We start from the raw sequence: 16,033 nt of genomic DNA, 5'->3' as shown, positions 1-16,033 counted from the left end.
GCGGCACAGGGCACCTGACCATCACGCCCCACCGCCTGTTCGCGCGAGCCGCTTCGCGCGCCGCACCGAGACGGGGCGGGCAACTCGCAGTTTGGGGTTGGCGATCTCGTCGACGCCGAAGTTGACCAGGGCACAGGCCGTACCGATCAGGGCGATGCACAGGCCGGGCGGTACGAACCACCACCACAGGCCGCGCAGCACGGCGCTCTGCTGCTGCGCCGACTGGATCATCGTTCCCCAGCTGATCGCCGATGAGTCGGAGATGCCCAGGAAGGCGAGTCCCGCCTCGGCCATCACCGCGCCGATCATCGCGTGCAGGAACATCGAGGCGATGAGGCCGGTGAGATGGGGCAGCACTTCGGCGAAGACCAGCCTGCGGCCCCGCTCGCCGAGCATCCGCATGGCGCGTACGAAGTCACGGTTGGCGATGCTGAGCGCCTGGGCGCGCAGCGTACGGGCGCCGCCGGACCAGCCGAAGAAGCCGATGATCAGGGCGATGGTGGTGATTCCCGTGCCCTCCAGATAGCCGGCGACGATGAGGATCAGAGGCAACACGGGCAGGACGAGGAACAGGTTCGTCAGGAAGTTCAGGGCGGCGTCGACCTTGCCGCCGTAGTACCCGGCCGGTACTCCGATCAGGATCGCCATCGCCGTGCCGACCACCGCGCCGAGGAGCCCGACGTACATCGACCCGCGGGCCCCGGCGACGACCTGGGCGAGGACGTCCTGCCCGAACTGGTTGGTCCCCAGGAGGTGGGCGGCGCCGGGTGGCTGGGCGATGACGCTGGTGTCGTTCTCGCGCGGGTCGAGGCCCAGCAGGGTGCCCACCAGCCAGGGCCCGAACACGGCGAGCAGACAGAAGAAGGCCAGGATACCGAGGCCGACGCGGACCTTCCAGCTGGTGAGGAATGCGGTGTTCAACTCCCGTCACCCTCCTTCTCTGATGCGCGGGTCGAGCAGGGCGTACACCGAGTCGGCCAGCAGGTTGGCCAGCAGAACGGTCAGCATGATGAGGAAGAAGACCCCTTGCATGACCGGGTAGTCGCGCTGCTGGAGCGAGGTGAAGAGCAGATAGCCGACACCCGGGTAGTTGAAGACGACCTCGGTGAGCAGGGCGCCACCGACGACGTGACCGAGGGCGAGAGCGAAGCCGGTGAAGTTCGGCAGGACGGCGTTGCGGGCCGCGTAGCGGAGCATCACCCTGCGGTTGGACAGGCCCTTGGCCTGGGCGAGAAGAACGTAGTCCTCGCGCACGGTGGTAACCGTCATGTTGCGCATGCCGAGCAGCCAGCCGCCGAAGGCCGAGAAGACGATGGTGGCGGCGGGCAGCGCACCGTAGTGCAACACGCTGAGCAGGAACGACGGGGAGAAGTTGATCGGCAGGTCGGCGTCGTATCCGCCGGACAGCGGGAACCAGCCCAGCTGGAAGCCGAACAGCCACAGTCCGATGAGCGCCATCCAGAAGTAGGGGATGGCCGAGACGAACGTGGTGAGGGGGCTGACCACGGTGTCGAAGCGGCTGCCCGCCTTCCAGCCCGCGGCGGCGCCGATGCCGGTGCCGAGGACGAACGCGATCACGGTGGTCGATCCGACCAGAAGCATGGTCCAGGGCAGCCCCTGCCACAGCAGGTCGCTCACCGGCGTGGGGAAGTTGCTGACCGAGACACCGAGATCGAAGTGCGCCAACTGGCCCAGGTAGTCGATGTATTGGCGGCCGAGATTGGTGTCCGGTTCGCCGAAGACCTTCTGGATCGATTCCAGGGCGCTCGGCGACAGCTGCTGGCCGCTGACCCGCTGGAGCTTGTCGACGATGCCGGCGGACGGGTCGCCCGGCATGAGCCGCGGCAGGAAGAAGTTCAGGGTGATCGCCGACCATGCGGCGGCCAGGTAGAAGCCGAGCCGGCGGGCCAGGAACCGCCAGCGGCGGGGAACTCTTGCTGAGCGCGCGGCAGGCGCGGCGGAAACGGCCGCCGCAGTCACTTGGCGGCCTGCTTCAGGTCCATCAAGGTAAGTGTGGCGTCGGGGCCGAGGCCCGGGAACGGCACGTGGGAGAAGCGCTCGGGCGTGGGCCAGCCTTCCCAGTGCGAGGCGTTGATGGCTATGAACCAGTAGCTGTTGTAGATGGGGCTGTACGGCACCTGGTCCGCGACGATCCTCTGGAGTTCCTCCCCGGCGCTCTTCGTCACCGCGGGTTCGTTCGACCCCAGCAGCTTTCCGAGCGAGGTGTCGGTGGCCTGGTCCTTCCACCGCCCGAAGTTGGTGGCTGCCTTCTCACCCAGCGGGCGGTGGGCCCGGCTGCTCAGCCCGCTGTAGACGCCGGCGACGCCGCCGCCGGTCGTGAAGTTGATGGTGAGGTCGAAGTCGCCGGCCTGCTGCTGCTCGTACAGGTTGGCACTGGGGGCACCGACCTGTTTCACCGTGATTCCGAGATGCTTCTGCCAGCTGCGGATCATGATGTTGGCATACGGGTCCCACCCGTAGTCCTGGTTGAACGAGAGCCTCGGAGCGTAGGACTTGCCGTCCTTGACCAGCTTGCCGCCCCGCACCTTGAAGCCGCTCAGCGCCAGCTCCTTCTGCGCCCCGGCGGCGTCCACCGCCTGCACCTTGTTCCGGTACTCGGGCAGGATCACATCGGCGAAGACCTCATCGACCAGTCCCGTGGGTCCCGCCTCCGTGCCGGGACGCTCCAGCATGGTGACGATGTCCTTGCGCGGAATGGTCATCGCGAGCGCCCGCCGCAGATGGACGTTGTCGAAGGGAGCCTTGGCGGTGTTGAAGAAGAGAGCGTAGGTCCCGCCGGTCGCGTACTTCTGATACAGGTGATGCTTGGGGTTCTTCGCCTCGTACTCCTTCTCGGCGCCGTTCCAGGCGATGAGCGCCCAGTCCACCTCGCCGCGCAGCAGCTGGGCCCGCACGGCGTCGCTACTGGTCGGGACGACTTTGAGTTCCTTCAAGGCGAACTTCCCGCCCCAGTAGTCGTCCCTGGCGCGGAGGGTCACCTGCTGAGCCGCGAACCGCTCCAGGGTGAAGGGGCCGGTGCCCACCGGGTCGGGATTGGACCAGCTCTTGAGGTCCTTCCCCGCCCAGATGTGCTTGGGCACGACCGGAACCATGATCGAGGCCAGCTGACCCAGTTCGCTGAAGGCGGGCTGCTTCCAGTGGAGAGTGAGGGTCGTGGCGTCCTTCTTGACCACGCGCTCGTAGGTGGTGCCACCGGTGTTGAACGAGGGGTCCTCCAGTGGGATACCCAGCGAGAACACCACGTCGTCGGCGGTCATCGGCTTGCCGTCCGAGAACGTCACATCGTCGCGCAGTGTCACCGTGAGCGTGGTGCCGGCCTCGTCGAACTCCAGGCTACTGGCCAGCCACGGCTTGACCTTCGCACCGTCGCTGTAGTCGATCCGGGCCAGCGGCTCGTAGATCATCTCGCTGTTGGGCGACTTCTGTGTGGCGGGGCCGAACATGTTGTAGTTGCGGACGAACGTCGTCCCTCCGTCGGTCTTGCCGAACACGAGTGACTTCGCCGATGTGCCGCCCGCCCCTGACCCGCCCGTGCCGGCCGTGCAGGCAGTCGCCCCGAGGGGAATCGTGACGGCCGCGGCGGTGGTGCGCGCTAGGAAGACTCTTCTCGTGGGCATGGCTGACTCCTGGCTGATCGTTAGGGCGGGGCTGCGCACAGAGAGTTGCTCATACGTATGAGCATGACGGAAGAAGGCTCCGGGGCACTTGCTTCTACGTATGACCAGGGAACGTACGGACGTTGCGGGAGAGCGTCAAGGGTGTGACGGGAATGTTTTCCGGCCGTTGACAGCCTGGTGCGGCCAGCCTAAGTTGAGCGCGCTCACGGTGCATCAACTGCCGCCTCCAGCACCTGCCTTGGTCACCGCGACGGGCCGTCGTGCATAGCGCGCTCCGCCCGTCGGCGTCCAGTCGTCGCTCCCGCACACTCTCGTGGACCAGCCGCCCGTTGCTCGGGCCGCCGGCGGATGGGTACTGCGCCGCCCCGTCGATCCCGCACTTCGCCGCTCATAGCTCAGGAGCTTCCCCATGCCGCGATCCGACCGGCCGCACCTCGCATGGAACCGAATCCCGCGCCCCGCCTTCGGCGCCGACTACAACCCGGAGCAATGGTCCAGGGCGACGTGGAAGGACGATGTCCGCCTCATGGGCGAGGCCAACGTCAACCTGGTGACCCTCGGTGTCTTCGCCTGGTCTTGGATCGAACCCGCGCCGGACGCCTTCGACTTCTCCGGCCTGGACGAGGTCATCGCCCTTCTCCACGAGTCGGGCATCGCCGTCGACCTGGCCACGCCGACCGCCGCACCGCCGCTCTGGTTCTCCCACGCACACCCCGAATCACTGCCGGTGACCGCCGACGGGCGAACGCTCGCGCCCGGCTCCCGGCAGGCGTACTGTCCCTCGTCCCCCGCCTACAGGGAGCGCGCGGCCGTGATCACCCGCCGGTTCGCCGAGCGTTACGGCGACCACCCGGCCGTGGTGATGTGGCACATCAACAACGAGTACGCCAACGGGAACCCGCACTGCTGGTGCGACATCTCCGCCGAGGCCTTCCGCTCCTGGCTGCGCACTACGTACGGAGACGGCCTCGACGCTCTCAACGACCGCTGGGGCACTGCCGTTTGGGGCATGCGCTACAGCGACTGGGCACAGGTCACTCCGCCGCGGCCCAGCACCAGCAGCCTCTCGCCGGGACTGTGGCTCGACTTCCTTCGCTTCAGCGACGCCGCGCATCTGGCCTGCTTCCGCGCCGAGCGCGACATCGTGCGCGCCCACTCCCCCGGCCGCCCGGTCACCACCAACTTCATGGCGAGCTCCCTTCGTTGGAGCGACTACTGGCGCTGGGCACGTGAGGTCGACATCGTCTCGAACGACCACTATCTCTCTTCCGAGGATCCGGACCGCGCCGCCGACCTCGCCTTCGCCGCGGACCTCACCCGCGGTCTCGCGGCCGGGCAGCCCTGGGTGCTCATGGAGCACTCCACATCCGCCGTGCAGTGGCAGCCCCGCAACATCGCCAAAACCCCGGGGGAGATGGCCCGCAACACGCTCACCCACCTCGCCCGCGGCGCGGACGCCGCCCTGTTCTTCCAGTGGCGCCAGTCCGTGTACGGACCGGAGAAGTGGCATTCGGCCATGCTTCCCCACGGCGGTGAGGACACCCGCGTCTGGCGGGAGACCAAGGCGCTCGGCGCCACTGTGGCCGCCCTCGCCGACATCGCCGGCAGCACGTGTGCGCCGGCCGACATCGCCCTGCTCCTCGACTACGAAGCCATGTGGGCCCTCCAACTGCCCCACCGGCCCAGCGGCGACATGACGTACACCGGCGTTCTCCGCGACTGGTACCGCGCCCTGTGGGAACTCGGGCTCTCCTGCGACCTGGTGTCCGGCCCCGGGGAACCCGGAGAACAGCGCCTGCTGCTGGTGCCCTCGCTCTACGCCCTGTCGTCCGGTACGGCCAGGGCGCTGGAGGACTACGCGGCCCGCGGCGGCCATCTGGTCGTCGGCCCGTTCAGCGGAGTGGCCGATCCGCACGACCGCGTCCACCCCGGCCCGTATCCGGGCGAGTTGCGTGACCTGCTCGGCCTGCGGGTGGACGAGTACCTGCCGCTCACGGCCGGAGCGTCCGTCGGTCTGGACGACGGCTCGATCGGCCTGCTGTGGGCTGAGCGTGTGCTGCCCGATCCGGATACGGAGGTGGAGAGCCGGTTCGCCGACGGACCCGCGCGGGGCGGCCCGGCCGTCCTTCGCCACGGCACCACCCGCTACCTGGCCACCCGCCCTGACCACGCCTCCCTCCTGCGGCTCCTTCCCCGGTGGGCCGCGCAGGCGGGCTGCGCGACTCCGGTCCCGGGCGCCGGTCATGGAGTGGAAGTCACCCGCCGCGGCACCCCCGACGGCAGGTCCTGGCTCTTCGTCGTGAACCACACCGATCACCCGGCGCGGGTGGCTACGACAGGAATCGATCTCCTGTCAGCCACCCGCTCGCCGGGCGTTCTCACCGTCGCGGCGGGCGAAGTCGCCGTGGTGGCGGAGAACCCCCGGTGACGTCGCGCGCTTCTTCCCATCCATCGAAAAGAGAGGTGGCCCATGAAGGTCCGTCTGCTGGTAGCCATAGGTGCGCTCATCCTGGGAGCCGTTCCAGGCACGGCTGTTGCCGCGACCGATCCGGTTTCCGCAGGTGCGGCGGCAGGAGATCCCATGGCCGCGCAGCCCGTGCTGCTCAACCAGAGCGGCTTCGGTCTCGGCGAGTCCAAGCGGTTCACCGCGCCACGGGCGGAGGACGGTGCCAGGTTCACGGTCACCGATGCATCCGGTGCCGTCAGGCACCGAGGAAAGATCAAGAACGGCATAGGCGATCTCACCGCGTTCGACCCACGCGACACGGGTGACTTCGTCGTCATCGTCACGGGGAAAGCCGGCGTGGGCACATCCGTACCCTTCGGCATCGGCGCGTACTGGACCGAGCGGGTTTCCTATCGGCGCGCGATCGAATTCATGTCGGGCAGTCGGTGCTACTTCGGCGACTACACGCGCAAGGAAGCCGACCCGGTCAGCGATGAGTACGGGCCGCGTGAGTGCATGAAGGGGGTGGCCTGGCGCGACGCGTCGCAGTACTCCAAAGAGATCCAGACACTCGTCGACCTGTATTCGGCGAACCCCGGCGCGTTCGACCGGATCCACGTGGACAGCGCTGTCTACAAGGGGCTTCCGGTGACCCTGCCGGAAGGCACACCCGAGATCGTGCGTCTTATTCACTGGGGCGTCGAGGTGCTTCTGGAGGAGGACGTGAACGACCCTCAACTCAAGGAGCAGCTCGCCGCTTTCGTCTATGCCTATCCTCGGCTGGAGAAATACATCCCCGTCTCGGTGTACGAGCGTGCCACCGCCCATCTCTTCGCCACCTGGGACAACCCTGCCCGCGATCGGTACTCCTGGCAGGCGCTCACACCTCACACCGGGAATCTGCTCCAGGTCTATACGCAGGTGGGAACGGGCAAAGGAGAGCTCGCACCGGGGCACTCGGTGTGGCCGAACCTGATGATGTACGAGGTGGCGAAGCGTGAGGGCCGCGACGACGCCGGCCGTTATCTCGAAGCCGCCCAGAAGCAGGCATCCTGGCTGGTCGACGAGCTGGATGTCACGGATCCGCGCGTCACCAAGGGGCAGCGGCAGAGCGAGCACGTACTGATCACGGGACTGGTGCAGTTCGCCGAGACGTATCCGGACCAGGCTCCCGAGGGCATCACCCGGTTCGTGCGGGACTGGGCCCGGATCGCCGTCGAACGCTCGGACAATCTCTGGGACTTCCGCCGCTACTCCGACGACCGCTGGACCATACCCGCCTTCACCGGCGGCGGTGCCGACGATCCCAACGAGGTGGGAAACGTGGCCGGTTTCTCCGCGCCCGCACTCGCGGCGGCACGCCTTCTGGGAGACGACCCGCTGGCCGGCCGACTCCGTGAGGTCGCCACGGCACAGGTCGACAATCTCTTCGGCCGCAACCCGGCGGGGCGCCACGCTTCCTACGACGCGCCCAGCGAGAAGGACGGATTCGAGGGCGTGGAACGCGGGTGGTACTCCGAATACTACGGCGGAGCAGGGTTGTTGGAGGGCGAGCGGGGCGTGCTCGACGGCAGCCCGAAGAACGGGCTCTACCCCTTCGACCCCGAGATCGGCGATATCGGGCACACCGAAGGATGGGTCGCCTTCAACACCGCCTGGAACGAGTCACTGGCATGGCGAGCGGCTGACCAGACTCACCTGAAGGTGATCGCCCGCGACCGCGCTCCGGCGAAGGTCGTGAAGGCTGATGAGACGGTCCGGGTGGAGCTGGCCGCACCGCTGAACCTGGACGCCGAGGCCCTCGGCGAGGGCACGGTCGAGGTACGCGTGGGCGACCGGAGCGCGAAACCGTTGACCGTCACGCAGACGGGGAAGAACTCGAAGACGTTCAGCGCGACCCTCCATGTGGCGGCGCTGCGCGCGAAGCCCCGCGAAACGATCAACGTGACGTACGGCCATGCCCCCTTCGCGGTGTCGTACTCCTTCACCGTGGCCGGGCGGGACCGGGCGCCCGCCGGCTGACGGACGGAGGCCCTGCCGCGTCTGGCAGGGCCTCCTGGGCGTGGTGCTCGTTACGGGGGACGGGCCGCGGCTCTGCCGTCGTGAGCTGCGCCGCCGCGTCGTTCAGCAGGGTGTCCAGGACGACCGGGTAGGCGCTGTGTGTCATGCGGCCGGCCAGCAGTCGCGCGGTGGTGGCGATATGGGGGTGGGTGTCGGCGGGAAGCCGGGCGTACGTCGAACTCCACATCTCCTCGTCCCTCTCGCGGGCCTCGTCGGTGAGGGCCAGCGATCCCGCGTCCAGGGCGGCGAAGGCCAGACTTGAGTCGATGAAGGCGTGGTAGACGCGGACTGCCGTGGCGTCGGGGAAACCCGCGCCGCGCAGGATGCCGAGGATCGCCTCGTCCACCGCGATCTCCCGGGGCCGGCCGGTGACCCGGCTGGCGGTCAGTACGGCGGCCTGCGGATGCGCGAGATAGGAGGAGTGGATCGCGAGCCCGAGGGCGCGCAGGTCGGCCTGCCAGTGACCCGTGGCCGTCCAGTTGTCCAGCGCCCGTCCCATGAGTTCCTCGCCGATGGCGCGGGTCAGATCGTCCATACCCGCGAAGTACCGATAGAGGGTGCTCGGGTCGGCGCCGAGGGCGGTGCCCAGCCGGCGGGCGGTCAGTCCCGTACCGCCGTGCTCTCTGAGCACCCGCAGCGCGGTGTGCACGATCAGTGTCTCGGACAGTACAGAGCCCTGCCTGGTCGGACGGCGCCTGCGTCGCGCCTCTTCCGGCACCACCTGCTTCGGCATCGCGCTCTCCTCTGTTCCCCGGCTGTCGCCCACGGTCTTATGCCAACACAGTTGACCCTAGCCGGTGCGGTCCCGTTGCATCGGGGTACCCGACAGGCGTCCGCCTGCGGGGACGAAGGGTGTGCGACATGCGTGTACTGCTCGTGGGCGCGGGCGGCGTCGGAACCGCCATCAGCCGGATCGCGGCCCGCCGGGACTTCCTGACCCACATGACCGTGGCCGACTACGACCTCTCCCGCGCCGAGAAGGCCGTCGCGGCGCTCGGGGAACGCGGGGACCGCTTCAGCGCACTGCGCCTGGACGCCTCCGACGAGGAAGCGGTGCGCCGGGCGCTCGCCGAGAACTCGTGTGACGTGCTGCTCAACGCCACCGATCCGCGGTTCGTCATGCCGCTGTTCCAGGCCGCCCTGGCAGCGGGCACGCACTACCTGGACATGGCGATGTCCCTGTCCTCACCGCACAGCACCCACCCTTACGAGCGCTGCGGTGTGAAGCTCGGCGACGGGCAGTTCGAGCTGGCCGGCGAGTGGGAACGGTCGGGCCGCCTGGCTCTGGTCGGCATGGGCGTGGAGCCGGGTCTGTCGGACGTCTTCGCACGGTACGCGGCCGACGAACTCTTCGACGAGATCGAGGAGATCGGCGTCCGGGACGGCGCCGATCTGACCGTCGACGGCTACGACTTCGCCCCGTCCTTCAGCATCTGGACCACCATCGAGGAATGCCTCAATCCGCCGGTGGTCTACGAGAAGGAGCGCGGCTGGTTCACCACGGCGCCGTTCAGCGAGCCGGAGGTCTTCGACTTTCCCGAGGGGATCGGCCCGGTGGAGTGCGTCAACGTGGAGCACGAGGAGGTGCTGCTGATCCCCCGCTGGGTCGAAGCACGCCGGGTGACGTTCAAGTACGGCCTCGGCGACGACTTCATCGCCAAGCTCAAGGTGCTCCATGAACTGGGCCTGGACTCAACCGCCGAGGTCACGGTCCCCGGGCGGGGCGGTCCCGTCCAGGTCTCGCCCCGTGACGTGGTCGCCGCCTGTCTGCCCGACCCGGCCACACTCGGCGACCGTATGACCGGCAAGACCTGCGCGGGCACCTGGGTCAGGGGCGTCAAGGACGGTGCCGTGCGTGAGGTGTACCTGTACCACGTGGTCGACAACCAGTGGTCGATGCGCGAGTACGGCTCCCAGGCCGTGGTCTGGCAGACCGCGATCAATCCGGTCGTCGCCCTCGAACTGATCGCCGGCGGCGTATGGACCGGCAGCGGAGTCCTCGGCCCCGAGGCCCTGCCGCCCCGCCCGTTCCTCGACCTCCTCACCGCGTACGGCTCCCCGTGGGGCCTGCGCGAGGAGAACTGACGTCGCTCGGGGTCGATCGGGATCCGCGGGTCGCCGTTCCCCGAGCCTGGCTCACCGATCAACGTCCGGCGTCTGAGCGGGACTTGTCTTCGCTACAATCCCCAGCCGCTCGATCTGTTGGAGGTTGCTGTGACTGACCGTCTTGTGCACACGGTCGAAGTGCCGTTGGACGAGGGAGGCGAGGAGGTCATCCGGGTTCAGATCCGTGAGGTGGACGAGTCGGTGGTCCGGGTGGGCCGCGGCGGCTCGGTCGCCCGTGCCGGGCGATCGCTCGGCCAGATGCTGGACACCGTACGGCCGGTGGCGGAGAGCTTCGTCGGGAGGTTCCAGGAACTCGCCGTGCCGCCCGACGAGATGACCCTGGAGTTCGGGGTCTCGCTGTCCGCGGGGGCGGACGTCGTCATCGCGAGCACGGCGACCACGGCCAACTTCACGGTGAGTCTGAGCTGGAGCCGCCGTGACACCGGGGACTCAACTGGGGATGATCCTCAGGGAAGTTGACCGATCCGGACTGGGGGCACGATGTCGGAGACCGCGGACGGGGCGTCGCCGAGTCCGGACGAGGCCCTGGCCTCAGCGGTCGTCCGGGTCACGGGGCCCCACGGGGCGCTGAGCGGCGCGGGTTTCCTCATCGCCGAGGATCTGGTGCTGACCTGCGCCCACGTGGTGTCGGACGCGCTGGACCGGCCCCGTGACGAGACGGTGCCGACCGGGGCGGTGGTCAACGTCGAACTCCCGCTGGCCGAGCGTCGGGAGGGCGGCGGGCCCGAGGTGTGGCCGGCCGAGGTCGAGCAGTGGGTGCCGATCAGGGCCGGCCACGCGGGCGACATCGCGGTCCTGCGGCTTCGGGAGGCGATCCCCTCCGCCCGTCCCCTGCCGATGGCCGACGCCGCGAGCGTATGGGATCACGGGGCACGTGCGGTGGGGTTCACGGGTGGCGAGCCCGGGGAGACCTGGTTCCGCGGAAGGCTCAGCGGCGCCACCAGCGAGGGCTGGCTCCAGCTCTCCCGGGCGGACGGGCAGAGCGCACACGTCCGGCGCGGGTTCAGCGGCGGTCCGGTCTGGGACAACGAACTGGGCGCGGTCGTCGGTCTGCTCGTGGCCGCGCAACCGCAGCAGGACGCGCAGCAGGCGTACGTGCTGCGGACCAGGAGCGTGTTGCGGGAGGTTCCCTCACTCGCCGCCGTCGTGAATCCTCCCACGCCCTTCCGCGGTCTGGCACCCTTCCAGGAGCAGGACGCGGACGTGTACTTCGGACGTGACGGCGACATCGAGCGCGTGGTCACCGCGCTGCGCGGTGCCGACACCGCGGTCACCCTGTACGGCCCTTCGGGCTGCGGGAAGTCGTCACTGGCGCTGGCCGGGGTGGCTCCGCGGATGCGGCGGGCCGGGTACGAGGTGTTCGTGGTGAACGCCGGGCAGGTCTCGTCCCCGCGCTCCGCGCTCGCCACCGAACTCCACGAGGCCGTCCGTACCGGCCGGTTCGGGCCGGCCCGCGCGGAAAGCGTGGACCAGGTGGAGGCCTGGCTCACGGACAAAGGGCTCACCGACACGCTCCACCGGCTCCGCGGCACGGCCGCCGGCAAGCCGCTGATCATCCTCGATCAGGCCGAGGCGCTCCTGGACCGCACGGACGCCGAACTCGGCGAACTCGTGGAACTGCTCTTCCCCGACCGCCCGCCCACCACCTCGGCACGGGTACTCCTCACCCTCCGCGCGGACTTCATGAACGCCGCCCTCGAACACCCGCGCCTGGGACCCGTCCTGCGCGGTGGCGCAACGCTGCCGCTCACGCCGATGTCCCGCGACCAGCTGCGAGAGGTGATCACCAAGCCGGTCGAGACGGTACCGGCGGTGGAGTACGATCCGGGGCTCGCCGGGCGCGTACTGGACGACACGGGCGGCGAACCGGGCGTCCTCCCTCTGCTCGGCTTCGTCCTGGAACAGCTGTGGGAGCACCGGGCGGCGGGGCGTCTTCTGGCCACGACGTACGAGGACATCGGCGGGGTGTCCGGTGCGCTGCGCCGCCACGCCGAGCGGGCGTGGCAGCAGTGCGTCCCGTCCGGGGGCGAGGCTGAAGCCCTGGCGCTGCTGACCGGGCTGGTACGGGTGCTGCCGGGTGGTGAGGCTCCACTGCGGCGCCGGCTGACCCGCGACGAGGCCGGGGAGGGGCGCTGGCGCCTGGCCCAGGCGCTGGCCGGGCAGCGCCTGCTGGTCCTCCACGGGGGCGAAGGAAGCCCGGAGAGCGCCGAGTTGGCGCATGAGGCGCTGATCACCGCGTGGCCGACGCTGGCCGATCTGGTCCGTGCCGACGCCGACTTCCTCGCCGCCCGCGCGGAGGTGCAGCACGACCTGGAGCGGTGGCTGAAGGCGGACAGCCCGGTGGATCTGCTGCCCGGCACCCTTCAACTCGCCGTCTTGAAGGCGAGGTTGCGGAGCCGTGAGGCGGACCTGACGGAGGAACAACGGGATTTCCTCGCGCTGGCCCGCCGGCGCCGCCAGGCACGGCGCGCCCGGGTGCGTGCGGGGTGGATCGCGGTGGGGTTGGCCCTCGCGCTGATCGCCGGGCTCGGTACATTCCTCGCGCAGGAGTCCCGGGTGAGCGCGAAGCGGGCGGCGGACGGCCGGTCGAGGTCTCTGGCGATCCAGTCGGACGAGCTGACGGACAGCAACCCCGCTCAGGCGGGCCTGGCAGCTCTCGCGGCGTACGACACCGCACCCACGCAGGAGGCCCGCAGCGCGCTGATGCGGCGCTACGCGGAGCTGAAGGGCGCGGCGTGGGTGCTGGCGGGGGCTCAGGGAAAGATGGTGGAGGCGGACGTCAGCGACGAGGGAACGGTGGCCCTCGTGACGAGCGTGACGGGCCGCGCGACACTGTTCGTCCGTACGGCGGACGGCAGCGTCCGGCATACACAGCTCCGTTTCGTGGACGACGTCCTGTCCCCTGTGGTCAGCTCCGACGGCAGCCGGATCGCCTACGTGCGCGGTGAGGACGGCGTGGTGGTCTGGCACGACGTGACACCCACGGGAAAGCGACTGGCGGGACCGATGCGCACCCTCCGAGGCGCCCTCCTGGGGCCCGACTCGCTACCTGACGTGGACCGCCGTAACACCATGGACTTCTCCCCGGACTCCCATTTCCTGGTCGGCGCGTCCGTGTCGGCACGGCCCTTGCGAGTGTGGGACCTGGCGACCGGGCGGCCTCGTGAACTGCCCAAGCGATTCGGTGGCTTGGACAGCGTGTGGTTCGGGCCCGACGAGAACACGGTTGTGGCCAAACGACTCCTTCCCCGCCCCTCGCTGGTGAAGGTCGACATCGCTACGGGCGCCGTACGCGAGTTGTCGCGTGGAGCCGCGGTCGCGGTTTCGGGGAACGCCGGCGTGGCGGTTTCCTGCACGGGTCCGGAGACACGGTTTCGCGTTGTTCGTGTATCGGACGGACAGGTGCTGAGGACCGTCGACATGGACAAATACAAGTACGACTGCACCCTTTCCGACATCGCCGTCGACGGCACCGGTGACTACTTCGCGGTCGTGAACAACTCCTCCAACCACTGGGACCTTGTCGGTACTCACCCCGGTATCGCGCCGCGGACGTATTTCCTCGGCCCCGATCCGCTGAGTTACTCCAACCGCGTCGAGTACTCCGCGACCGTCGACGCTCCCCCCTTCCTTGTCGGGACTCCTCACACACCCACCTTGGTGACCAACGAGGGAAACGCGCTCAAAGGGTGGGCGCGAACGCTGTACAACGACAGCACGGACCCGGAGCCGCAGTTGCTCGGCGACGGCAGCAGGATGGTCATCAGGGCAAGAAAGGAAGACGCCGGTCTGCTGCGGGTCATGGAGACGGAAGGCGAAGGGGGGATTCTCTCCGAGGTCACGTCCGCCCCCGCTCAGGAACCGTACGTGCCCCTCGAAGTGAACGGGCCCGGGACGCTGGTGGCGGACGTCCTGGAAAGGCATCGGGTCGTGGTCCGTGCGCTCCCTTCGCTGCGTCGGGTGGCGGAGTTTCGCACCGCGAAGCCCCCCGCTCTGGAATCCAGGAAACGGCCGGCGGTCTTTCTCGGCTTCCATGGCGACGACCGGATCGTCACGACGTCCGGTTCTGTCGTGGAGAGCTGGGACGCCCGCAGCGGTCGGCGTCTGTCGCGGCCCGTTGATCTGCGCGACATACGCCTGACCAAGAAGGACCGGCCCGCCTTCACCGTACGAGACCATCCCAAGCCGGGGTTCGTGAGCGTAACGGTGGCCGGTGAGTCGTACATGCACGCCGTCGACCTGCGCACGGGAAAACCCGAGGAAAAGCTCCGCGTGCGTCTCGCCGATGACCTTTTCTCGGCCTCCTTCCTGGCCGACCCGGAGTACGTGACCGTCCTGACCACTGCCCAGATGGCTGAGCTCTGGTCGGTCCCACCCGGGCGGCCGGCAAGGAGGGTGGCGGGCCCGTTCGGGCCGCTCACCGACCGCGAGTGGTCACAGGAGTGGTCGCTGCGCCCCACCGAGGGAGCCGGCTTCTTCCTCGCCTACAAGGGCTCGATCCACTTCCTCAAGGCGGACGAACCCGGCTACCAGGACATCTACCAATTCGGCGAAGAACAAGCTTTTCCGGCAGCGACCCGCGACGGCAAGGCGATCCTCCGCGACCCCGCGAACCTTGAGCCCCAGGACCTGCTCCGCCTCGACCCCGCCCTCTGGAGGCGCCACCTGTGCAAGGTCCTCGGCCGGGAGCTCACCCAGGACGAGCGCCGCGGACTCGCCCATGGCGTGCCCACGGACATCTGCCCGTCCTGACAGCCGAGCCCGGTCCTCGTCGGGCCGCCTCCCCGTCGGGCCGCCTGGGCGGAGACAGAACGCGCGGTCGCCCTCGCGCGTCCCGACTCTCCGGGACTCACCGCCTGCCCCGGGTCGTGCCGCGGGTCTGCGACGCTGACGAGGTCTTCAACCACCGCCTCTGAGCCAGGAGTACCCATGACGGACACCGCGCCGGGTCATCCCCGGCCGATCGCCCCGGTCGGCCATGTCGAGCCGGTCCCCCGGCGCATCCGCGCCTTCGTGGGAGGGCGTGCGGTGCTCGATACCGTACGGGCGCGGTACGTATGGGAATGGCCGGGCTACCCGCAGTACAGCATTCCGCTCGAAGACGTGGCCGAGGGCGCCCTCCTCGACGAGGACCACGTCCAACGGCTCACACCGGGCACGGCCCGGCGGCACGCGCTGGTGGCCGACGGTGTCTCGCGGCCCGCCGCCGCGTGGGTGTGGGCCGACGACGCGCCCGGAGAGCTCGCGGGCACGGTCAGATTCGAGTGGGACGCGCTCGACGCGTGGTTCGAGGAGGACGAGGAGGTCTTCGTCCACCCGAGGAACCCCTACACCCGGGTGGACGCGCTCCGTTCGAGCCGGCCGGTGCGCGTTGAGCGGGACGGTGTGGTGCTGGCCGACGCGCCCTCGTCGGTGATGGTGTTCGAGACCGGCCTGCCGACCCGCTACTACCTCGACCGTACGCACGCCGACCTCACGCGCCTGGTGCCCTCCGACACGGTCACCGCCTGCCCGTACAAGGGCCGGACGAGCGCCTACTGGTCGGCCGACACCGGCACGGCCACCCACAAGGACCTGGCCTGGTCCTACGACTTCCCGACCCGCCAACTGGCGCCCATCGCCGGGCTCGTCTGCTTCTACAACGAGCGGGTCGACACGCACGTCGACGGGACACTGCTGCCTCGGGCCGCCCCGGCCGACCGGGCGGCCTTCGAAGCGGCGCGTACCCGAACGGATACGAAGTCGGCCACCTGATCGAGGA

10 protein-coding genes are annotated in these 16,033 nt (G+C 69.2%); 6 read left to right on the top strand and 4 right to left on the bottom strand.

Going from position 1 to position 16,033, the window contains the following annotated elements; all coding sequences use genetic code 11:
* Positions 1-21: 21 nt before the first annotated feature.
* From ACFWV8_RS17245 to ACFWV8_RS17235, 3 genes are all read right to left on the bottom strand, one after another.
* A complete protein-coding gene (locus ACFWV8_RS17245; RefSeq protein ID WP_384202228.1) occupies positions 22-921 on the bottom strand; it encodes an ABC transporter permease in 900 nt (299 codons plus the stop codon).
* Positions 922-927: 6 nt separating this feature from the next.
* Entirely contained in the window at positions 928-1,911 is a 984-nt protein-coding gene (locus tag ACFWV8_RS17240) for an ABC transporter permease (protein WP_384202341.1), read from the bottom strand.
* Between the two features lie 65 nt (positions 1,912-1,976).
* Complete coding sequence (locus tag ACFWV8_RS17235) at positions 1,977-3,638, bottom strand: ABC transporter substrate-binding protein (RefSeq protein WP_384202225.1); 1,662 nt, start codon at positions 3,636-3,638, stop codon at positions 1,977-1,979.
* A 409-nt stretch (positions 3,639-4,047) separates the two neighbouring features.
* Here ACFWV8_RS17235 and ACFWV8_RS17230 point away from each other — a divergent pair, with 409 nt between their 5' ends.
* Positions 4,048-6,066, top strand: a complete 2,019-nt coding sequence (locus ACFWV8_RS17230) for a beta-galactosidase (RefSeq protein WP_384202222.1) — start codon at positions 4,048-4,050, stop codon at positions 6,064-6,066.
* A 153-nt stretch (positions 6,067-6,219) separates the two neighbouring features.
* Entirely contained in the window at positions 6,220-8,106 is a 1,887-nt protein-coding gene (locus tag ACFWV8_RS17225) for a hypothetical protein (protein ID WP_384202219.1), read from the top strand.
* Here the strand turns inward: ACFWV8_RS17225 and ACFWV8_RS17220 are convergent.
* Entirely contained in the window at positions 8,069-8,878 is an 810-nt protein-coding gene (locus tag ACFWV8_RS17220; protein ID WP_384202216.1) for a TetR/AcrR family transcriptional regulator, read from the bottom strand. The two genes, ACFWV8_RS17225 and ACFWV8_RS17220, sit on opposite strands and share 38 nt — an antisense overlap.
* A gap of 128 nt (positions 8,879-9,006) precedes the next feature.
* Here ACFWV8_RS17220 and ACFWV8_RS17215 point away from each other — a divergent pair, with 128 nt between their 5' ends.
* The 4 genes from ACFWV8_RS17215 to ACFWV8_RS17200 all read left to right on the top strand — a co-directional run bounded on the left by ACFWV8_RS17215 (position 9,007) and on the right by ACFWV8_RS17200 (position 16,026).
* Positions 9,007-10,230 (top strand): saccharopine dehydrogenase family protein, encoded by a 1,224-nt coding sequence (locus ACFWV8_RS17215; RefSeq protein ID WP_384202213.1) that lies wholly within the window; start codon positions 9,007-9,009, stop codon positions 10,228-10,230.
* Positions 10,231-10,359: 129 nt separating this feature from the next.
* Entirely contained in the window at positions 10,360-10,731 is a 372-nt protein-coding gene (locus ACFWV8_RS17210) for a CU044_2847 family protein (protein WP_384202210.1), read from the top strand.
* A 21-nt stretch (positions 10,732-10,752) separates the two neighbouring features.
* A complete protein-coding gene (locus tag ACFWV8_RS17205) occupies positions 10,753-15,024 on the top strand; it encodes a trypsin-like peptidase domain-containing protein (protein WP_384202207.1) in 4,272 nt (1,423 codons plus the stop codon).
* A 177-nt stretch (positions 15,025-15,201) separates the two neighbouring features.
* Positions 15,202-16,026 carry a DUF427 domain-containing protein gene (locus ACFWV8_RS17200; protein ID WP_384202204.1) on the top strand — a complete coding sequence of 275 codons (825 nt, stop codon included), beginning with the start codon at positions 15,202-15,204 and terminating at the stop codon, positions 16,024-16,026.
* The last annotated feature ends 7 nt before the right edge of the window (positions 16,027-16,033 follow it).

Origin of the sequence: Streptomyces sp. NPDC058665 (assembly GCF_042714995.1) — a bacterium.
GTDB lineage: Bacteria > Actinomycetota > Actinomycetes > Streptomycetales > Streptomycetaceae > Streptomyces.
Note: the sequence above shows the minus strand (reverse complement) of the source record. Positions and strands in the feature narration are given on the sequence as shown.